General features: G+C 63.8%; 17 protein-coding genes. 7 read left to right on the plus strand and 10 right to left on the minus strand.

The features are described from left to right. Positions 1-15: 15 nt before the first annotated feature. From M727_RS0122360 to M727_RS0122375, 4 genes are read left to right on the plus strand one after another with little or no spacing between them, the layout of a single operon-like run. Positions 16-2,469 carry an FAD-dependent oxidoreductase gene (locus tag M727_RS0122360; RefSeq protein ID WP_027154522.1) on the plus strand — a complete coding sequence of 818 codons (2,454 nt, stop codon included), beginning with the start codon at positions 16-18 and terminating at the stop codon, positions 2,467-2,469. Beyond that, the gene (locus M727_RS0122365) at positions 2,466-3,365 is read left to right on the plus strand and encodes a homocysteine S-methyltransferase family protein (protein WP_027154523.1); all 900 of its coding nucleotides are present in this window, start codon (positions 2,466-2,468) and stop codon (positions 3,363-3,365) included. Before M727_RS0122360 ends, M727_RS0122365 begins: the two co-directional genes overlap by 4 nt. Continuing rightward, on the plus strand, positions 3,365-4,546 hold the full coding sequence (locus M727_RS0122370) for a pyridoxal phosphate-dependent aminotransferase (RefSeq protein ID WP_027154524.1): 1,182 nt from the start codon (positions 3,365-3,367) through the stop codon (positions 4,544-4,546). Before M727_RS0122365 ends, M727_RS0122370 begins: the two co-directional genes overlap by 1 nt. After that, positions 4,543-7,002, plus strand: a complete 2,460-nt coding sequence (locus M727_RS0122375; protein WP_027154525.1) for an FAD-dependent oxidoreductase — start codon at positions 4,543-4,545, stop codon at positions 7,000-7,002. The genes M727_RS0122370 and M727_RS0122375 overlap by 4 nt, the downstream gene beginning before the upstream one ends. Positions 7,003-7,145: 143 nt before the next feature. Here the strand turns inward: M727_RS0122375 and M727_RS0122380 are convergent, their stop codons facing one another. The 7 genes from M727_RS0122380 to M727_RS0122410 form a co-directional block, all read right to left on the minus strand. Continuing rightward, entirely contained in the window at positions 7,146-7,733 is a 588-nt protein-coding gene (locus tag M727_RS0122380; RefSeq protein WP_027154526.1) for an NAD(P)H-dependent oxidoreductase, read from the minus strand. After that, entirely contained in the window at positions 7,733-8,314 is a 582-nt protein-coding gene (locus M727_RS0122385) for an NAD(P)H-dependent oxidoreductase (RefSeq protein WP_027154527.1), read from the minus strand. Before M727_RS0122385 ends, M727_RS0122380 begins: the two co-directional genes overlap by 1 nt. 47 nt (positions 8,315-8,361) lie before the next feature. Beyond that, positions 8,362-9,759, minus strand: coding sequence for an FAD-binding oxidoreductase (locus M727_RS0122390; RefSeq protein ID WP_084646838.1), 1,398 nt, complete (start codon positions 9,757-9,759; stop codon positions 8,362-8,364). Continuing rightward, a complete protein-coding gene (locus M727_RS0122395) occupies positions 9,759-11,060 on the minus strand; it encodes a cytosine deaminase (RefSeq protein WP_027154529.1) in 1,302 nt (433 codons plus the stop codon). The genes M727_RS0122390 and M727_RS0122395 overlap by 1 nt, the downstream gene beginning before the upstream one ends. A gap of 238 nt (positions 11,061-11,298) precedes the next feature. Further along, entirely contained in the window at positions 11,299-12,150 is an 852-nt protein-coding gene (locus tag M727_RS0122400) for an ABC transporter permease (protein WP_027154530.1), read from the minus strand. Then, positions 12,137-12,967: an ABC transporter ATP-binding protein gene (locus M727_RS0122405; RefSeq protein ID WP_027154531.1), complete on the minus strand. Its 831-nt coding sequence runs from the start codon at positions 12,965-12,967 to the stop codon at positions 12,137-12,139. Before M727_RS0122405 ends, M727_RS0122400 begins: the two co-directional genes overlap by 14 nt. A gap of 9 nt (positions 12,968-12,976) precedes the next feature. Next, positions 12,977-13,981: an ABC transporter substrate-binding protein gene (locus tag M727_RS0122410; protein WP_027154532.1), complete on the minus strand. Its 1,005-nt coding sequence runs from the start codon at positions 13,979-13,981 to the stop codon at positions 12,977-12,979. A gap of 255 nt (positions 13,982-14,236) precedes the next feature. Here M727_RS0122410 and M727_RS0122415 point away from each other — a divergent pair, with 255 nt between their 5' ends. Together M727_RS0122415 and M727_RS0122420 are read left to right on the plus strand one after the other, a co-directional pair. Then, entirely contained in the window at positions 14,237-14,620 is a 384-nt protein-coding gene (locus M727_RS0122415; protein WP_027154533.1) for a RidA family protein, read from the plus strand. 48 nt (positions 14,621-14,668) lie between these two features. Further along, positions 14,669-15,472, plus strand: a complete 804-nt coding sequence (locus M727_RS0122420) for a creatininase family protein (protein WP_027154534.1) — start codon at positions 14,669-14,671, stop codon at positions 15,470-15,472. Between the two features lie 6 nt (positions 15,473-15,478). On the opposite strand, the gene M727_RS40300 is transcribed toward M727_RS0122420, so the two are convergent. The 3 genes from M727_RS40300 to cobD all read right to left on the minus strand — a co-directional run bounded on the left by M727_RS40300 (position 15,479) and on the right by cobD (position 18,364). Continuing rightward, a protein-coding gene (locus tag M727_RS40300; protein WP_156941592.1) for an IS630 family transposase occupies positions 15,479-16,427 on the minus strand; the annotation gives its coding sequence in 2 pieces (ribosomal slippage) (positions 15,479-16,090 and positions 16,092-16,427; 948 coding nt in all). A 375-nt stretch (positions 16,428-16,802) separates the two neighbouring features. Further along, the gene (locus tag M727_RS0122435; RefSeq protein ID WP_027154537.1) at positions 16,803-17,312 is read right to left on the minus strand and encodes a tyrosine phosphatase family protein; all 510 of its coding nucleotides are present in this window, start codon (positions 17,310-17,312) and stop codon (positions 16,803-16,805) included. Continuing rightward, on the minus strand, positions 17,309-18,364 hold the full coding sequence (cobD, locus tag M727_RS0122440; RefSeq protein ID WP_027154538.1) for a threonine-phosphate decarboxylase CobD: 1,056 nt from the start codon (positions 18,362-18,364) through the stop codon (positions 17,309-17,311). Before cobD ends, M727_RS0122435 begins: the two co-directional genes overlap by 4 nt. Between cobD and cbiB the strand changes: the two genes are divergently transcribed. Beyond that, a complete protein-coding gene (gene cbiB, locus M727_RS0122445) occupies positions 18,363-19,331 on the plus strand; it encodes an adenosylcobinamide-phosphate synthase CbiB (RefSeq protein ID WP_027154539.1) in 969 nt (322 codons plus the stop codon). The two genes, cobD and cbiB, sit on opposite strands and share 2 nt — an antisense overlap. The last annotated feature ends 55 nt before the right edge of the window (positions 19,332-19,386 follow it).

The following is a 19,386-nucleotide window of genomic DNA, read 5'->3' on the forward strand; positions in this document are numbered from 1 at the left end:
GGTTTGGAGAAGAGCATGGCCGGTTTGCCGACCACGGCACGTGTGGTGATCATCGGAGGCGGTGTCGTCGGTGCGTCGGCGCTCTACCATCTCGCCAAGGCGGGCTGGACCGACTGCGTGCTCCTCGAAAAGAACGAGCTCACCTCCGGCTCGACCTGGCATGCGGCCGGCAACGTGCCGACCTTCTCCTCGTCATGGTCGTTGATGAACATGCAGCGCTATTCGACCGAGCTCTATCGCGGGCTGGCCGACGCGGTCGGCTACCCCATGAACTACCACGTCACCGGCTCGCTCAGGCTGGCCCATACGGCAGAGCGCATGCAGGAGTTCCAGCGCGCCAAGGGCATGGGCCGCTACCAGGGCATGGACATCGATGTCGTCGGGCTCGACGAGATCAAGCGCCGCTACCCGTTCATCGAAACGCATGAGTTGAAGGGCGCGCTCTACGATCCGAGCGACGGCGACATCGACCCGGCGCAGCTGACCCAGGCGTTGGCCAAGGGCGCCCGCGACATGGGTGCGAAGATCATCCGTTTCTGCCCGGTCACCGACGTGCGCCGCGACAAGGACGAGTGGGTGGTCGAGACCGCTCAGGGCGAGATCCGCTGCGAGATCGTCGTCAACGCCGCCGGCTACCGTGCGGCCGAAGTCGGCAGGATGTTCGGCCGCGACGTGCCGATGATGGTGATGAGCCATCAATATATCCTGTTCGAGGAAATCCCCGAACTGGCCGCGTGGTCGAAGCAGCAGGGCAAGAAACTGCCGCTGCTGCGCGACGTCGACACCTCCTATTATCTGCGCCAGGAAAAGAACGGCATGAATCTCGGCCCCTATGAGCGCAATTGCCGTGCGCATTGGGTTGGCCACAACGATCCGATGCCAGCCGATTTTTCGTTCCAGCTGTTCCCCGACGATCTCGACCGGCTCGAGGACTATCTGGCCGATGCCGTCGCCCGCGTGCCGATTCTCGGCACCGCCGGCCTGTCCAAGGTCATCAACGGCCCGATCCCCTACGCGCCGGACGGCAACCCGCTGATCGGCCCGATGCCCGGCCTGCCGAACGCCTTCGAGGCCTGCGTCTTCACCTTCGGCATCGCCCAGGGCGGCGGCGCCGGCAAGGTGCTGGCCGAATGGGTGACTGAGGGCCAGACCGAATGGGACATGTGGTCGTGCGATCCGCGGCGCTTCACCAGCTTTGCCTCGGCCCCGGATTACTGCGTCGCCAAGGGCATGGAAATCTACGGCAACGAATATGCCATCCAGTTCCCGCGCCATGCCTGGCCAGCTGGGCGCGACCGCAAACTGTCGCCGATCCACGATCGCATCAAGGCGCTCGGCGCTTGCTTCGACGCCTACAATGGCTGGGAGCGCGCCACCTGGTACGCGCAAGCCGGCGACGATGTCTCGGAAGCCGCGACGCTGACCTTCCGCCGCGATGGGCCGTGGCAGCATCGCGTGCGCGAAGAATGCCTCGCCGTGCGCGATGCCGCCGGCATTTTGGATCTGCCTGGGTTTTCCCGCTTCAATCTCGACGGTCCGGGCGCGGCCGACTGGTTGAGCCAACAAGTAACCGGGCTGGTGCCGAAACCCGGCCGCATCGGCCTCGTCTATTTTGCCGACGACAAGGGCCGCATCGTCACCGAAATGTCTGTCGTTCGCCACGACGAGAATTTGATGACGCTGATCACCGCCGCGGTGGCGCAATGGCACGATTTCGAATGGCTGAAATGGCGCATGCCGAAGGACGCTTCGTTCAGGCTGGTCGACAGGACCGAGGAATTCTCAACGCAGATCCTCGCCGGGCCCAATTCGCGAAAAATCCTCGCCGATGTCTGCGCCGCCGACCTAGCTTTGCCCTGGCTGACCCACCAGGAGACGACAATTGCCGGCCGTTGGGCAAGGCTGGTGCGTGTGTCCTTCGCCGGCGAACTCGGTTGGGAAATCCACACCAGGGTCGACGACACCGCCACCGTCTTCGACGCCGTCTGGGCGGCTGGGCAGAAGCACGGCCTGAAGCCGTTCGGCATGTACGCGCTGGATTCATTGCGGCTTGAAAAATCCTATCGCGCCTGGAAAGGCGACCTGTCGACCGACTATTCGATCCTGCAGGGTGGGCTGGAGCGTTTCGTGAAATGGGACAAGCCGGATTTCCGTGGCAAGGCGGCGCTACAAAACGAGAAGCAGCAGGGCGTGAAGAAGCGCTTTGTCACGCTGGTCCTCGAAAACCCCGGCGACTGCGACGCGCCAACCATGTCGACGCTGTGGCATGACGGCCGGATCGTCGGCGAGACGACGTCCGGCGGCTGGGGTCATCGGATCGACAAGTCGATTGCGCTCGGCGTGCTGCGCGCCGACCTGACTGAGCCGGGAACTGCGGTCGAGGTCGAGATCTTCGGCGAGCGCTTCAAGGCGGTCGTGCAGAAGGACGAACCGCTGTGGGATCCAAACAACGAAAGGTTGCGCGCATGAATTCAGTCATTCTCACCGACGGCGGCATGGGCCAGGAACTGGTCCGCCGCAGCAGCTCCGATCCCACCCCGCTATGGTCGGCCAGGGTGCTGATCGACGAACCGGACCTGGTGCGCGACCTGCATGCGGAGTTCATCCGGGCCGGCGCCCGCGTCATCACCATCAACACCTATTCCGCAACGCCCGAACGGCTGGCGCGCGAGGGCGCGGAGGTTCTGTTCAAGCCGCTGCAGCAGCGCGGCATAGAACTGGCAAGGCAAGCTCGCGACCAGGCCGGCGACGCGGCAATCGCCGGCTGCCTGTCGCCGCTGTTTGGCAGCTACGCGCCAGCCCTGACGATATCCTTCGAGGATACGCTCGACATCTACCGCCGCATCGTTGCCGAGCAGGCCGACGGCGTCGATCTGTTCCTGTGCGAGACCATGGCGTCGGCCGAGGAGGCGCGCGCGGCTGTCACCGCCGCGTCGGAAAGCGGCAAGCCGGTGTGGGTGTCGTGGACGCTCGCCGATCACGGCGCGCCGCGGCTGCGCAGCGGCGAAACCATAGCGGCGGCAGCAAGAGCTCTCGACGGCCTGCCGGTCGCAGCCAGGCTGATCAATTGCTGCCGGCCCGAAGCCATTGCTGCAGCGCTGCCCGAACTGATCGCTCTCGGCGGGCCGGTTGGCGCCTATGCCAACGGCTTCACCTCGGTCGAGGCGCTCAAGCATGGCGGAACGGTGGAAGTGCTGCACGCCCGCCACGACCTCGATCCGGATGCCTATGCCGACCAGGCGATCGGCTGGGTCGAGGCCGGCGCCGACATCGTCGGCGGCTGCTGCGAAGTCGGGCCGCCCCATATCGCCGCCCTGCGCGACCGGCTCGAACAGGCCGGCTACGAAATTTCGGAAGTAGCATAATGCCCAGACCGTCATCGCGGATTTCCGGCATCGTGCCTTCCGGCAAGGACGGCTGGGAGGTCCATTCCGCGGCCTGGACGCGCAAGCAGGCCGGCGAGGACATCATCATGCTGTCGGTCGGCGACCATGATTTCGACACGCCAACGGAAACGATCGAAGCCTGCGTGACGGCGGTTCGCGCCAGCAATCACCACTACACCCCGCTTGCCGGCATTCCGCGCCTGCGCAAGGCCATGGCGGTGGCCTCGACTGCGTGCACGGGCATTACGACCAACCCCGACCAGGTCATCGCCACACCGGGCGGGCAGGCTGCGCTTTACGCGGCGGTGCAGGCCGTTCTCGACCACGGCGACCATGCCATCGTGGTGGCGCCCTATTACGCGACCTACCCCAACACCTTCAGTGCAGCGGGCGCCGATTTCACCGTGGTCGAGACACCGGCCGAGGATGGTTTCCAGCCGCGTGCCGCCGACATTCGCGCCGCACTTCGGCCGAACACGCGCGCCATCCTGATCAACACGCCGAACAACCCGACGGGTGCCGTCTATTCGCGCCAGCGGCTGGAGGAGCTGGCGCAGATCTGCCGGGAACATGACCTCTGGCTGCTGTCGGACGAGGTCTATTGGACGCTGGGCGGCGGCGAGCACGTCTCGCCGCGTTCGCTGCCCGGCATGGCGGAACGCACGCTGGTCATCAATTCCATGTCGAAGAGCCACGGCATGACCGGCTGGCGGATGGGCTGGCTGAGCGGGCCCGAGCAGATGATCTCGCTGCTGACCAACCTCAATCTGGTGACCACCTACGGCCTGCCGGCGTTCATCAGCCTCGCTTGCGCCGAGGCGCTGGAAAACGGCTACGGCGTCAAGGAGATCGCCGAACGCTATGCCGCACGGCGCAGCGTCGTCCTCGATGCCATGCGCGGCATGAACAACATCACCGTGCGCGGCTCCGAAGGCGGCATGTATGTCATGCTCGACATCTCGGCTCTCGAGCCCGACGACGAGAAATTCGCATGGGCTCTCCTTGACAAGGAAAAGGTCGGTGTGATGCCCGGCTCGAGCTTCGGCGATGCCGCCGCCGGCCATATACGCGTCAGCCTCTGCCAGCCGGAGGCGGTGCTTCTGGAAGCAACCCTTCGCTTGCGCCGCTTCGCGTCCAGCTATCGCCGTGAGGCCGCATGAGCGCCCCGTCTCCCAAAACCATTCCTCCCAAAGCAAGGGCCGTCATCATCGGCGGCGGCGTCTCCGGCTGCTCGGTCGCCTACCATCTGGCCAAGCTCGGCTGGACCGACATCGTTCTTTTGGAACGCAAGCAGCTGACATCGGGCACGACATGGCATGCCGCCGGCCTGATCGGCCAGTTGCGCGGCTCGCAGAACATGACGCGGCTGGCGAAATATTCGGCCGACCTCTACGTCAGGCTGGAGGCCGAGACCGATGTCGGCACCGGCATGCGCCAGGTCGGTTCGATCACCGTGGCGCTGACCGAGGAACGCAAGCACGAGATTTATAGACAGGCGTCGCTCGCCCGCGCGTTCGATATCGACGTGCGCGAGATTTCGCCAAACGAAGTCAAGCAGATGTACCCGCATCTTAATGTTTCCGATGTGGTCGGCGCCGTGCATCTGCCGCTCGACGGCCAATGCGACCCGGCCAATATCGCCATGGCGCTGGCCAAGGGTGCGCGCCAGCGCGGCGCGACGATCGTCGAGAATGTGAAGGTCACCAAGGTTCACACCAGGAATGGCCGCGTCACCGGCGTTTCCTGGAGGCAGGCCGACGAGCAGGGGATGATCGAGGCCGACGTCGTCGTCAATTGCGCCGGGATGTGGGCACGCGAGCTTGGCGCCCAGGACGGCGTCAGCATCCCGCTGCATGCCTGCGAGCATTTTTATCTCGTCACCGAACCGATCCCCGGCCTGACCCGGCTGCCGGTGCTGCGCGTGCCGGACGAGTGCGCCTACTACAAGGAAGATGCCGGCAAGATGATGCTCGGCGCCTTCGAGCCGGTGGCCAAGCCGTGGGGCATGGACGGCATAAGCGAAGATTTCTGCTTCGACCAGTTGCCCGAGGATTTCGAACATTTCGAGCCGATCCTCGAAATGGGCGTCAACCGCATGCCGATGCTGGCCAGCGCCGGCATCCACACTTTCTTCAACGGCCCCGAGAGTTTTACGCCTGATGATCGCTACTATCTCGGCGAGGCGCCGGAGCTGTCCGGCTACTGGATGGCGACCGGCTACAACTCCATCGGCATTGTCTCCTCAGGCGGCGCCGGCATGGCGCTGGCGCAGTGGATCAATGATGGCGAATCACCATTCGATCTGTGGGAGGTCGACATCCGCCGCGCCCAGCCGTTCCAGAAGAACCGCCGCTACCTGAAGGAGCGCGTCTCCGAAACCCTCGGCCTGCTTTATGCCGATCATTTCCCGTATCGCCAGATGGCGACCTCGCGGAACATCAGACGCTCGCCTCTGCACGAACATCTCAAGGCGCGCGGCGCAGTGTTCGGCGAGGTCGCTGGCTGGGAGCGCGCCAACTGGTTCGCTAGGCCCGGCCAGGAGCGCGAATATCGCTATTCCTGGAAGCGGCAGAACTGGTTCGACAACCAGCGCGAGGAACATCTGGCCGTCCGAAACGGCGTCGGCCTGTTCGACATGACCTCGTTCGGCAAGATCCGCGTCGAAGGGCGCGATGCCTGTGCCTTCCTGCAGAGGCTTTGCGCCAACGACATGGACGTGGCGCCGGGCAAGATCGTCTACACCCAGATGCTCAACCAGCGCGGTGGCGTCGAGAGCGACCTTACCGTCTCGCGGCTGTCTGAGACCACTTTTTTCCTCGTCGTACCGGGCGCCACGCTGCAGCGTGATCTCGCCTGGTTGAAAAGGCATCTCGCCGATGAATTCGTCGTCATCACCGATGTCACCGCTGCCGAAGCCGTGCTCTGCCTGATGGGCCCGGATTCGAGGAAGCTCATTCAAAAGCTGAGCCCGAACGATTTCTCCAACGTAACCAATCCGTTCGGGACGTTTCAGGAGATAGAAATCGGCATGGGGCTGGCCCGCGCCCATCGCGTCACCTATGTCGGCGAACTGGGCTGGGAGCTTTATGTCTCGACCGACCAGGCAGCCCACGTGTTCGAGGCGATCGAGGCGGCCGGCGCCGATGTCGGCCTGAAGCTTTGCGGCCTGCACACGCTGGATTCCTGCCGCATCGAAAAGGCCTTCCGGCATTTCGGCCACGACATCACCGACGAGGACAATGTGCTGGAGGCAGGCCTTGGATTCGCAGTGAAGACTGCCAAGGGCGATTTTCTTGGCCGCGATGCCGTGCTGAGAAAAAAAGAAACCGGATTGAACCGGCGGCTGGTGCAATTCCGCCTGAAAGACACGCAACCCTTGCTCTTCCACAACGAAGCGATCCTGCGCGACGGCAAGATTGTCGGCCCGGTCACCTCGGGCAATTACGGCCATCATCTCGGCGGCGCTATCGGCCTCGGCTACGTGCCGTGCCAGGGCGAGAGCGAGGCGGATGTGCTGTCGTCTTCCTACGAGATCGAGATCGCCGGCGAGCGCTTCGCCGCGGAAGTGTCGCTGAAGCCGATGTATGATCCGAAAGCGGAACGGGTGCGGATGTAGCCCTTTTTCCTTCGCCCCGTTTACGGGGAGAAGGTGGCCCGAAGGGCCGGATGAGGGGCGGCACAAGTCTTGCAAGGTTCACGCTGCCCCTCATCTGCCTGCCGGCATCTTACCCCGTGAACGGGGAGAAGGACACTCATCTCTCAAAACCGCTCCAGTTTCGCCCGCACTTTCGCAAGGAAAGCAGCCCGGCTCCGGGGTGTCGACGCATCCATCAGGTAGTGCGCCAGAAAGAACGTCCTGCAGCGGGTGGCGCAGAGCGCCCGCATGCCGCGCAGGATCGTCTTGCGTCCCGGCTGGCCGACGACGACGCTCCACCAGGTCGGTGCGCCGCAGGTCGTGATCACCCCGATCTTCGTCACATGCCTCACCAGTGACTGGATCCGTCCCTTGCCGGCCGGCAGTCGGAAGGCGACGTCGGTCGCCCAGACCCGGTCGAGCCAGCCCTTCAGCATTGCCGGCAGCCCATACCACCATGTCGGATAGATGAAGAGGATTGCCTGGGCCCAGTTGAGATTTTCGATATGCGACTTGAGCGCCGGATCCTGCGGGGCGTGCTCATTATAGGAGCGTCGCTCGTCGCAGCCCATGACCGGATTGAAATTTACCGCATAGAGGTCGAGCAGCCGCACCTCCCAGCCTCTCGCCTTCAGCACCTCGATGGCACTATCCCGGATCGCGGCGCAAAAGCTTTCCGGGACCGGATGGCAATAAACCACCAGGACCCGCATCAGAAGGCATCCATGCTGGCGGCGACTTTCGCCGTAAATCTCTTCCGCGTTTCATCGGTCGACATGTTCATCGAATAATGCGCGAGATAGGACACCGAGGCGCCTGGCTTGACCGTCGCGCGCAACACACGCTTGACCAGCTTGCGCGGCGGGTCGCCCATCAGCATGGCGTGGAGCCGGCTGCCGCCATAGGTGGTGACCGCCGCCATCTTGCGGATGTTGTGCAGCGAAGGCTGCACCTTGCCATTGACCAGCTTGAACGAGACGCCGGGCAGGAAGACGCGGTCGAAAAAGCCTTTCAGGATCGCCGGATAGCCGTAGTTCCACACCGGAAACGACAGCACCAGCGCCTCTGCCCGCAGCAGGCGCTCGACATAGGGCGCTGCCGGATCACCGGCGCCGCGCTCGTCGTGATAACCGAGCCGCTCGGCCCGTGTCAGCCGCGGGTCGAAATCCTCGGCATAGAGATCGCAGTCGTCGACGGCGTGACCGGCGGCCGTCAGCCGCTCGACGATCGTCCGGTGCAGACCGGCGTTGAAGCTGGTTTCGACCGGGTGGGCATAGAGCGCGAGGATTTTCACCGAAGACCTCGCAGGTCAGCGCGACAGCGCCACACGCTCGTCATCGTTCACTCCGCCTTCTGCAATCCCTTGAACAGGAACGACTTGCCCGAGCGATAGTCGTAGTCAGGGTTTTCCCAGGCGATCATCTTGCCGGGATTGAGCAGCCCTTGCGGATCGGTTTCGCGCTTGAAGGCGAGCTGCACCTCGTCCGTCTGCTTCATGCCGCCCTCTTCCAGCGTGTAGCGGTGCGGATTGAAGACCCAGCAGCCATTGTCTTCATGGATGCGGATGATCTCGTCGAGCCGCTCCGCCGTGGTGAAGCGGACCAGCGGCAGTCCAGCGACGCCGATCGCGCCGTCGAAGCGGATGAATTCGAGATGAACCGGCACCTCGTCGCCGAAGCGGTCGATCATCGCGTTGACGTAAGCGAGGTGATCCGGCGAGGGATAGCGGGTCTGCAGATAGGTAATATCAGGGTCGACCCTGATGGCGCGCAGCGTCGTGTGGTTCCAGGTTAGCTCATAGGCCGGCGGCAAGCCCTTGAGATCGGCCTCCTTGTCGGCGCGGAAGACGATCTCGCCCTTGCTGCGCGCCGTGAGGGCGACAAAGGCGTCCATCGCCTGCGGCGCGATCATGCAGACGACGATGCTTTGCTCGCGCCGGAAGAATTTCTGGTGCCGCTTGAAATAGTCGTAAGGGATCGGCGCGGCGATCGGCGTGATCAGCTTCGCCAGGATGCCGTCCTCGATGGCGAGATCGTTGCCGAAGCCGGCTGCATCCATGAAATCGTCGAAGCCGACGATGACGTCGATCCAGTCATAAGCAGCGGTCAGCGGCATCTCGACCTCGGTGATGATGCCGTTGGTGCCGTAGGCATGCATCACCTTCAGCACCTCCTCACCGGCAAGATCCATGATGCGAGGCTCCGCCTCCATGGTCACGGTCCTGAGCCGGATGACGTTGCCGAGGTCGCGCAGCCCGCCCCAGCGGATCGAGCCGATGCCGCCCGAGCCGCCGGCAACGAAGCCGCCGATCGAAGCGGTGTTATAGGTCGACGGCGACATCCGAAGCTCCTGGCCGGAATGGGCGCGCGTCGCCCTGTCGATGTCGGCGAGGACGGCACCGGGACCGGTCACGACGCGGCCGGGCGCGATCGTCTTGACTGCGTTCATCTCGGCGAGATTGAGCACGACGCCGCCGGACAAGGGCATCGCCTGACCGTAATTGCCGGTACCGCTGCCGCGTGGCGTCACCGGAATGCTATGCCGGTGGCACGCGGCAAGCACGCGGATCACCTCGACTTCGGTCTTTGGCGTCACGATCAGGTCGCCGGTGACATGGTCGAGCTGTTGCTTCAGCACCGGGCTGTACCAGTAGAAATCGCGGCTCTTCTGCTGGATGATCGCCGGATGGTCGTCGATCTTCAGACCGTCGAGGTCGCGCTTCAGTGCCGAAATGTCCATCATTTCTCCATCAGATCGTCGAGTTCGGCATAGTCGGGCAATTGGCGCTCGATGGCGCGACCATCCCGCACCACGATGCGATCCGATTCGGGCCGCGACAGCAATTCCGTCCAGCTCCGCCCCCTGAAGACGACGAAGTCGGCACCACCGCCTGCGGCAAGGGTGCCGAACCCGTCGAGCCGCATCACCCTGGCCGGCGTCGAAGTCACCGCTTGCGGCCAGTCGCCGACCGGGTGATCGAAATGCAGGATGCGCGTCGCGATGCGATAGACCTCCAGCATGTCGAGATCGCCATAGGCGTAGAACGGATCGCGGGTGTTGTCGGAGGCGACGGCGACGGGAATGCCGCGCGCCTTCATCTCGTGCAGCAGCGTCACGCCGCGCCAGCGCGGCGTGGTGTTGTCGCCGCGCCGGTCCTGCAGATAGAGATTGCACATCGGCAGCGACACCACGGCAAGCCCCGCCTTCGCCATCTTGTCCAGCGTGTCGAGCACGTCGAGATCGGGCTGGCGTGCCAGCGAGCAGCAGTGGCCGACGAGGATGTTTCCCTCAAACCCGTTCCACAGCGCCGCCTCGGCGATCTTCTTCAGCGAGATCGCCGAGATGTCGTCGGTCTCATCGGCATGGAAATCGAGGTCGAGGCCATGCTTGATCGCCTGCGCGAAAACCCGATCGAGAAGCTCTTCCAGGTCCGGCAGCATATAGGTGACGACGCCAAGCACGCCGTTGGCCGCAGCGACGCGTTTGGCCAGGCTGTCGAACCATTTCTTGTCGCGTACGCCTTCGATGCCGAGCAGGCAGGCGGCCTGCAACTCGATGCGGCCACGCCATTTCTCCCGTACCGTCTCGAACACCGGCCAGGAGATCTCCTCCTGCGGTGCGACGCTGTCGAGATGGGTGCGCAAAGCCCTGGTGCCGTGCGCGTAGGCGCAGCGCAGCGAAAAATCCATGCGGCGAGCGACGTCCTTGGCGCTCCAGCGGGCAGCACGGTCGGCGCCGGTGGCGTTCAGCGCACCCATGAAGGTGCCGTCCGGATTGGGTTTTCGAGGCCAGATATGACCTTTGTCGATATGCGTGTGGCAGTCGACGAAGCACGGCATGACGATACGGCCGCCGAGGTCGAGGGCGCCTGCAGGTGTATTGGGCCGGCGATTCGCGATGATGCTGGAGATTTTACCGTCAGCGACGGTGATGTCCGCGAGCGCAAAGCCGTCTGCATCGAAGGCTGCGGCAAAACCCGGCGTCAAAGATGAATGAAGCCGGACGTTGGAAAGTACGAATTGGCCGGTTTCGGGGATAATTTCTGAGGTCATCGCTGCCCCTCATCTGCCTGCCGGCATCTTCTCCCCGTGAACGGGGAGAAGGGGGCTGACGGCAGCCTTGGCGCTCGTTCCGCAACGCTGGTGGTTGGCGAAACCGTCGATGAAGGCGCCCTTCTCCCCGTCTCTATACGGGGAGAAGGGCCCGGCAGGGCGATGAGGGGCAGCGCCAACGCCGGAAAGGACCAAAGGCAGTTTTTGCCTTGAACACGACCCACCATCATCGCTCCTGCTTCAGCGCACTCTCGTGCCAGCGTCGCAGGATCAGGTGCGAGATCAGCGACAGCACCAGGAAGATCAAAATGCCGGTGAACGAGATCAGGATCAGCGCCGCAAACAGCCGCGGTGCGTTGAGCCGGTAACCGGCCTCGATGATGCGCGAAGCCAGCCCCGACGACTGTCCCTGGGCCCCGGCGACGAACTCCGCCACCACCGCGCCGATCAGCGACAGGCCGCCGGCGATCTTCAGCCCGCCGAGGAAATACGGCATCGCCGCCGGCAGGCGCAGATAGCGCAATTGCTGCCAGCGGGTCGCGCCGTTGAGCTTGAACATGTCGCGCAGATTGCGATCGACCGAGTTGAGGCCGAGCGTCGTGTTGGACAGGATCGGGAAGAAGGCGACGATCCAGGCACACAGCAGAAGCTTCGTCGTCTGGTTGTCGACATAGATGTTGATCAGCGGGAAGATCGCGACGATCGGCGTCACCTGCAGCACGATGGCAAACGGGAAGAACGACATCTCCACCCATTTCGATTGCGCGAACAGCACCGCCAACCCGACACCGCCGATGACCGCCAGAAGCAGGCTGAGGAAGGTGATCCTGAGCGTCACCAGCAGCGAGGAGAACAGCAGCCCGGCATCGTCGAACAGCGTTTGCAGCACCACGCCGGGGCGCGGCAGGATATATTTCGGGATGTCGTTCCAGACGCAGATGCGATCCCACAGCCAGATCGCCAGGACCATGATCGCCAGCGGCAGCAGCCATCGGCCGATCCGCTCGAGCCGCTCCTGGCGCACGCGACGCGCCTCCTCTGGATCCAGGGTTACGGCAGTATGATCAATGGCCGTCATGATGCGGTCCGGCGGTTGAGTTGATGGCGCCGATCAGCACATCGGACGCCTGGCGGCAGAGCGCGGCATAGGCGGGCGAGGTGCGGAAGGCTTCGTTGCGCGGATAGGACGCATCGATGGCGAGTTCTTTGAAGACCCTACCCGGCCGCGCCGCCATGACGACGACGCGGCTGGAGAGGAAAACGCTTTCGAAGACGCTGTGGGTCACGAAGACGACGGTAAAACGCTCGTCCTGCCACAGTTCCAGAAGATCGTTGTTGAGCTTGAAGCGGGTGATCTCGTCCAATGCCGCAAATGGCTCGTCCATCAAAAGCACGCGCGGCTTGGTCACCATGGCGCGGGCGATCGAGACGCGCATCTTCATGCCGCCGGACAATTCGCGCGGCACGGCTTTCTCGAAGCCGGTCAGATGAACCCGCGCCAGCATCTCCATCACGACAGGCGCAGCCTTGGCCCGCGACACGCCCTTCAGCCTGAGCGGCAGCCAGACATTGTCGAAGACGTCGGCCCACGGCAGCAGCGTCGGTTCCTGAAAGACGAAGCCGATGTCAGAGCGATCGGCAGCGCTGCTGCCGCGCCAGTCGAGCAGGCCGGAGGTCGGCGTTGCAAGACCGGCGATGAGGCGCAAGGCCGTTGACTTGCCACAGCCGGACGGGCCGAGAAGGCTGAGGAAGTCGCCTTCCCGGATCGTCAGGTCGACGTCGCTGAGCGCTGTCACGCCGTTGGAAAAGACTTTGCCGACGCCACGCAGCGCCAGCAGCATCGGACCTTTGCCCGATGCGCTTGCCGGCGTTTGCGCCAATTTCTCCTGCATCATGCCCGGGTGCTATTTCTTCAGGTCGATCCCGACGCCCTTGTTGACGAAGGCCAGCGTATAGGACTTCTTGATGTCGACGTCGGCCGGCACGACCTTGGCCTTGACCATCTTGTCGTAGAAGCTCTGGATGCGCGCGTCGGTCATCGCGCCGATGCCGAGTTTTTCCGTATCGCCGGAATCGACGATGCCGAATTTCTTCATCTGCTCGATCGAGAACGCGATCTGCTCGTCGCTGATGTCGGGGTTGTCCTTCTTGATCGCCGCGTTGGCGGCAGCGTTGTCGCCGTAGAGATAGTTGTACCAGCCCTTGGCCGAGCCATCGACGAAGCATTGAACCACTTCCGGCCGCTTGTCGATCGTCGCCTGCATGGTCTCGATCGTCGTCGCATAGGTGTCGAAGCCGTAGTCGGCGAGCAAGAACAGATTGGGCTGGAAGCCGCCTTCCTTGGCGACGGCGAAGGGCTCCGAGGTCACGTAACCCTGCTGGATCGACTTCGGATTGGCGATGAAAGGTGCGGGGTTGAACGTATAGGGCACGCGCTTGGCCGGATCGAAGCCGAACTCCGTGATCATCCACTGGAAGTAGCTCTGTGCACCTTCGTCGCCGATAATGTACTGGTCCGCATTTTTCAGATCCTCCCATCTGTCGAGCCCCTGAGCCGGATGGCTCATGATCACCTGCGGCTCTTTCTGGAACGAGGCGGCGACGACGCGCAGCGGAATCTCCTGCTGCACGGCGTCGAAGGCCTGCAGCATGTTGCCGCCCATGTAGAAGTCGATCTTGCCGGCAAGCAGCAACGGCCGGCCGCTGACCTGCGGGCCACCTTGCATGATCGTCACGTCGAGCCCGCAAGCGGCATAGGTGCCATCAGCGACCGCCTGATAATAGCCGCCGTGCTCGGCCTGGGCGAGCCAGTTGGTGCCGAAGGTGATCTTCTCGTTTGCTGCCGCGTTCAGCGTGCTTGCGGCAAGCAGCACGATCGCGCCAGCCGAAATCTTGAGTTTTCCGTCCATCCACACCACCCTCAGTTGGCTCCGGCGCGCCGCGCGCCGGGCTCGACACCATCGATCGAAGAAGCAAGACACATGCCATCGCCCGGCCCGCCCGCCTTGCGCAACAGTGGGGCGCGAAAGCCGGACGGGTCATGCTGTACCGAGGGCATCGTGCCTATTTTTTGAACCCCTGTCCACAATCGCCCTGATAACATGCACTGCATCTTGAAGGGGCCGCTAATCCGGCTTTAAGCTGGCGGCAGACTGGAGATTGTCGTGTTCAAATTCCTGACGCCGAAGTCGATCAAGCCGCCCTTTGCCCGCTACAGCCATGGCGTCGAGGTGCCGCCCGGCAAGCGGCTGGTGCTGTGTTCTGGCCAGGTCGCCATCACTCCGGACGATCAGATCCCGGAGGATGCCGGAGCGCAGGCCGAGCTCTGTTTTCAAAACATCGCAGCGATTCTCGGCGACGCCGGGCTTGGACTTTCCGACATCGTGCGCATCAACGCCTATGTCACCGACCGCGTCTTCCTGAAACCCTATATGGACGTTCGCGATCGCCTGTTCACCAGCCCGGCGCCGGCTTCGACGCTGATGATCGTATCCGGTTTCGCGCGGCCGGAATTCAAGGTCGAGATCGAGGTCGTCGCGGCAGGGTGATCGACAGGCGATCCTTCCCGCGCTAGGTCTGCATCGAAGAGGCATGACATGACCGTTGCAACGAAACGCGTGTGGTGGGGCGACTATCGGACCACCGAATACGCCACCATCGACCCGGAGGCGACGATCGCCGTCCTGCCGGTGGCGGCGATCGAACAGCACGGGCCGCATCTGCCGGTTTCGACCGACACCTCGATCATGAACGGCATGCTCGAAACGGTTATCGAGCGCCTGCCTGGCGATCTGGACATCCGCATCCTGCCGGTCCAGGCGGTGGGCAAATCGATCGAGCATCTGCATGCACCGGGAACCCTCACGCTACCGGCGGCGACCTTGATCGAGGCCTGGACCGAGCTTGGCCTGTCGATCGGCCGCGCCGGCGTCAAGAAACTGATCGTCGTCAACTCGCATGGCGGCAACGAGGAGATCATGGGCATCATGACGCGAGAATTGCGCGTGCGGGCAAAGATGCTGGCGGTGAAGACGAGTTGGCAGCGCTTTGGCCGGCCGCCCGGCTTGTACACCGAGCTTGAGGATAGCCACGGCATCCATGGCGGCGATGTCGAGACCTCGCTGATGCTGCATTTCCGGCCGGATCTGGTCGACATGGCAAAGGCCGACAATTTCGTGTCCAACGTCGCCCGCGCCGAAAAGGAATTTTCGCTGCTGCGCCACACCGGAACGCACGCCTTCGCCTGGATCGCCACCGATCTCAACCCGAACGGCGTGGTCGGCGACGCCAGCATTGCAACGGCCGAAAAGGGCCGGCTGACCGCCAACCATCAAGCCGACGGTTTCATCAGCCTGTTGAAGGACGTGCGCAAGGCCAAGCTTGCAGATTGGCTGGCCTAGAGTCTTTCACGTTGTGACGGAAGCGTAGCCGGCGTTTGCGAAGTAGTTGTTGCATTCGGTTGCCTCGATCGTTTCAACGAGGTGGCCGATGTGTCGCCAAGTATCCTCGACGGTGCGCTTCTGGGCTTGGCGCATCCAGTGCTTGATCTTGGCAAAGGCCTGCTCGATCGGGTTGAGGTCGGGAGAGTAGGGCGGCAAATACCAAAGCCTGGCGCCGGCGGCCTTGATCATCTGTCGGATGGCGGCCGACTTATGGCTTCCCAGGTTATCCATGATGACGATATCGCCGGGCTTAAGGACGGTGATGAGCTGTTGCTCGACATAAGCGCGGAAGCATTGGCCGTTGATCGGGCCGTCGAAGACGCAAGGTGCTGCGAGCCGATCCCAGCGCAGCGCGCCAAGGAAAGTCAGCGTGCGCCAGTGGCCGTGCGGAGCCAAGCCGCGCAGCCGCTTGCCCTTCGGCCCCCAACCGCGCAGCGGAGCCATGTTGGTCTTGATCCAGGTCTCGTCGATGAAGACCAGGCACTGGGGATCGAGGCCGGCCTGCCAGGATCGCCATCGTTGGCGCCTGCGGGCAATATCGGCGCGTGCCTGCTCAAGGGCGAACAGCGTTTTTTTTGAAGCTCAGCCCCTCGCGGCGCAGGAATTGCCACACTGCGTTGTGCGAGACCTTGATCCCGCGAGCGGCCAACTCATTCTTCAGACCATGCAGCGTCAGATGCGGCGTCTCACGCACACGGGCCTCGATGAAGGCACGGTGCGGCTCCAGCACCCTCTTGCGATGTCCGCCCATCTTGCCAGGCGCAACCGAGCCAGTCGCCCGATGGCGCTGCAACAACTTCACCGCCGCCGAAACCGAAATGCCGAACCGTTTCGCGGCCGACCGGCGGCTCTCGCCACCCAAAACCGCCGCTACAACACGTTTGCGAAGATCATCCGAAAGAGGTCGCGTCATCAGATGCTGGCCTCCACTCCAGCCAGCATCTTGAATCACAAAACCGACTGATCCGGAATCCCCTTCGATTCCGTCAAATCAGGAACCGCTCTAGGAGGCTTTTCGCCAGCGCCGCGCCGCCCCTCACCTGCCTGCCGGCATCCTCTCCCCGTAAACGGGGCGAGGGGCGCCCTCATCAATGTTTTCGCCAATCGCCGGCGTTGCAAAAAAGGCGCTAGCGCTGCGGCCAGCCCCTTCTCCCCGTCACTATACGGGGAGAAGATGCCGGCAGGCAGATGAGGGGCAGCGCCGACGTCGCCAATACCTGCAGCGATCACAGCACGAGTAGGTTGCTTGGCGGCTTGATGGATAAACAACTGTCCTCAAGACTAGGAATCAGCCGTCGATCTTCAACTCGAAAGGCGTGCCTTCGAAGGCCTCGGCGCCGCGCCCGATCGCCTCGATCGCACGGGTCATGCGGCCGTTGCGATCGAGCAACGCGTCGGCGACCGCGATCAGCCGCGGATTGGGTGTCGCGGTGGGCGACAGCGCGCGCAGCGTCTCGGCCAACTCGACCTCGCAGCGCTGCGGCGCCAATGCCGCCGCGATGATGTAGGCCGATGCGGTCGAGCGGCTGATACCGGCATAGCAATGCACGACCAACGGCCCTGCACGATCCCATCGGCGCGCGAAATCGAGCAGGTTGCGAACGTGCTCCTCACCCGGCATGGTCATGCCCTCCTGCGCCACCGCGATATCGTGCATGACCAGGTGCAGATGGTTCTCCCGGGCGATCGACGCCGGCCGCGTCACCTCGGTGCCGGCGGCCAGCAGCGAAAGCAACCGCTCGGCCCCGGTTCTTGTGACCGTTTCCTCGACCTTCGACAGCGAACAGACATGGATCATTGGTTGAGCTCCTTGGCGTCACAGTGGCGCTGTTGCGACCAATCGGCAAGAGCCGATTCGAGCCGCTGCCATTCCTCGCCCTCGCCCGGCAGCCCGGCGCGCAGCACCTCCGGCCGGCCGGAAAAATGGCGGAGCAGGATGCCGCGCTCGCCAAGCACCGAAAACAAACCGGCGGCGTCCGCCAGCCTGATATAGCGGAACAGTGTGGTGCCGCCGGCAACAGCAACGCCGAAGCGGCCGAACAGTGCATCGAGCCGTGCTGCATCCCTGGCCAGGCGGCGCCGCATCTCGGCCTGCCAGCCGCTGTCGGCAAGCGCACGGATGCCATATTCGAGCGCCGGACCGGCAACCGCCCACGGCCCGAACTGCGCCTCCAGCCGTTCGACCGTCAGTGCGTCGGCCAGTGCAAAGCCGAGCCGCAGGCCGGCAAGGCCAAAAAACTTGCCGAAGGAGCGTAGCACGACGATGCCGCCTTGCTCGACATCGCCGGCCAAGCTTTCGCCAAGCGGGCCGACATCCATGAACGCCTCGTCGACGACCAGCAGCCCGCCTCTGGCGCGCAATTTTTCGGCAAGCGCAAGCAGCTTCTTGCGCTCGACGATGCGACCGTCCGGATTGTTGGGGTTGACGACGATGGCAAGGTCGGCTCCTGCCAGGGCATCGAAATCGTCGACCTCCATCGCCGCATGGCCGGCGATTGCCGCCGCCCGCTGATGTTCGGCATAGGTCGGCCCGAACACCAGCGCCTTGCCGGGGCTGGCCAGCGAAGCGATGCGCGGCAACAGGATCTGCGTGCCCGGCGCTGCCACCACGTTGGCCGCCGATGGCGCGCCATAGGCGCTTGCCGCGACATCGGCCAGATCACGGACCCGCGCGGCTTCCGGCAATCTCGACAGGGCGGTGGCGGGCAGCTCGAAAAACGGATAGGAGTGCGGATTGATACCGGTCGAGAGGTCGACGAAGGGCTGTGGCGCATGCGGAAAAAGCGCCCTCGCCCGGCCAAGGCTTCCGCCGTGATCCACCACTGCCGCCGCTCCATCAAGAGACTTCATGTCGATCCTGATCGCTTTCCTGTCACTGCTTGTTGAATTCGCTGTCGGCTATCCCAGCTGGCTGCTTGGCGCCATCGGCCATCCCGTCACCTGGTTCGGCAGGCTGATATCCTTTCTCGACCGCAGGCTCAACCGCGATGCTGATTCCGACGCCCTGCGCCGCCGGCGCGGTGTTCATGCGCTGCTGATCATCGTGCTTGTGCCGGCCACCATCGCTTTCGCGGTGGAAACCATGCTTGCGGGCATTCCAGCCGGATTGATCCTCACCGCGCTCCTGGCGACATCACTGCTGTCGCAGAAGAGCCTGACCGAGCATGTCGAGGCGGTGGCCGACGGGCTCGACAATGGCGGACTCGACATCGGTCGTGTTGCCGTCTCGCAGATAGTTGGCCGCGATCCGGAAAAGCTTGACAGAGCCGGCGTCTGCCGCGCGGCGATCGAAAGCCTGGCCGAGAATTTTTCCGACGGCGTCGTCGCGCCGGTCTTCTGGATCGGCGTCGGCGGGCTGGCCGGCGGCGTCGCCTACAAGGCCGCCAACACCGCCGATTCGATGATCGGCCACCGCACGCCGCGCCACGAGGCCTTCGGCAGGGCGGCGGCGCGCTTCGACGATCTGATCAACCTGCCGGCGTCGCGGCTTACCGCGCTGCTCATCGTGCTGGCCGCCTTCCTCGTCAAAGACGCCGATGCCGGCAACGCCTGGCGCACCGTGCAGCGCGACGCGAAAAAGCACCGCTCGCCGAATGCCGGCTGGCCTGAGGCCGCGATGGCCGGCGCGCTCGGCCTGGCGCTGGCCGGGCCGCGCTCCTACGACGGCGTCATGGTCGACGACGCGTTCATGGGTGAAGGCGGCCGCCGCGATGTCGAGAGCGTGGACATCAGGCGAGCGCTAAGACTCTATCGGGTTGCCGACTTTCTGCTGATGGGACTGTTCGGCTTGCTGTCGGTGATCGTCATCGTTGCGTGACGTCCACTGTGCGGCCTTTCCTTCTCCCCTTGTGGGAGAAGGTGGATCGGCGCGC

The organism is Mesorhizobium sp. WSM2561 (assembly GCF_000513915.1).
Classification (GTDB): Bacteria; Pseudomonadota; Alphaproteobacteria; order Rhizobiales; family Rhizobiaceae; genus Mesorhizobium; species Mesorhizobium muleiense.

Bases quoted from the DNA above. Each gene is read 5' to 3' on its own strand.
- M727_RS0122365 (WP_027154523.1), top strand. From the start codon at position 2,466: ATGAATTCAGTCATTCTCACCGACGGCGGCATGGGCCAGGAACTGGTC.
- M727_RS0122435 (WP_027154537.1), bottom strand. From the start codon at position 17,312: ATGATCCATGTCTGTTCGCTGTCGAAGGTCGAGGAAACGGTCACAAGA.
- M727_RS0122370 (WP_027154524.1), top strand. From the start codon at position 3,365: ATGCCCAGACCGTCATCGCGGATTTCCGGCATCGTGCCTTCCGGCAAG.
- M727_RS0122390 (WP_084646838.1), bottom strand. From the start codon at position 9,759: ATGGACATTTCGGCACTGAAGCGCGACCTCGACGGTCTGAAGATCGAC.
- M727_RS0122400 (WP_027154530.1), bottom strand. From the start codon at position 12,150: ATGACGGCCATTGATCATACTGCCGTAACCCTGGATCCAGAGGAGGCG.
- M727_RS0122360 (WP_027154522.1), top strand. From the start codon at position 16: ATGGCCGGTTTGCCGACCACGGCACGTGTGGTGATCATCGGAGGCGGT.
- M727_RS0122410 (WP_027154532.1), bottom strand. From the start codon at position 13,981: ATGGACGGAAAACTCAAGATTTCGGCTGGCGCGATCGTGCTGCTTGCC.
- cbiB (WP_027154539.1), top strand. From the start codon at position 18,363: ATGTCGATCCTGATCGCTTTCCTGTCACTGCTTGTTGAATTCGCTGTC.
- M727_RS0122420 (WP_027154534.1), top strand. From the start codon at position 14,669: ATGACCGTTGCAACGAAACGCGTGTGGTGGGGCGACTATCGGACCACC.
- M727_RS0122405 (WP_027154531.1), bottom strand. From the start codon at position 12,967: ATGATGCAGGAGAAATTGGCGCAAACGCCGGCAAGCGCATCGGGCAAA.
- cobD (WP_027154538.1), bottom strand. From the start codon at position 18,364: ATGAAGTCTCTTGATGGAGCGGCGGCAGTGGTGGATCACGGCGGAAGC.
- M727_RS0122380 (WP_027154526.1), bottom strand. From the start codon at position 7,733: ATGCGGGTCCTGGTGGTTTATTGCCATCCGGTCCCGGAAAGCTTTTGC.
- M727_RS0122375 (WP_027154525.1), top strand. From the start codon at position 4,543: ATGAGCGCCCCGTCTCCCAAAACCATTCCTCCCAAAGCAAGGGCCGTC.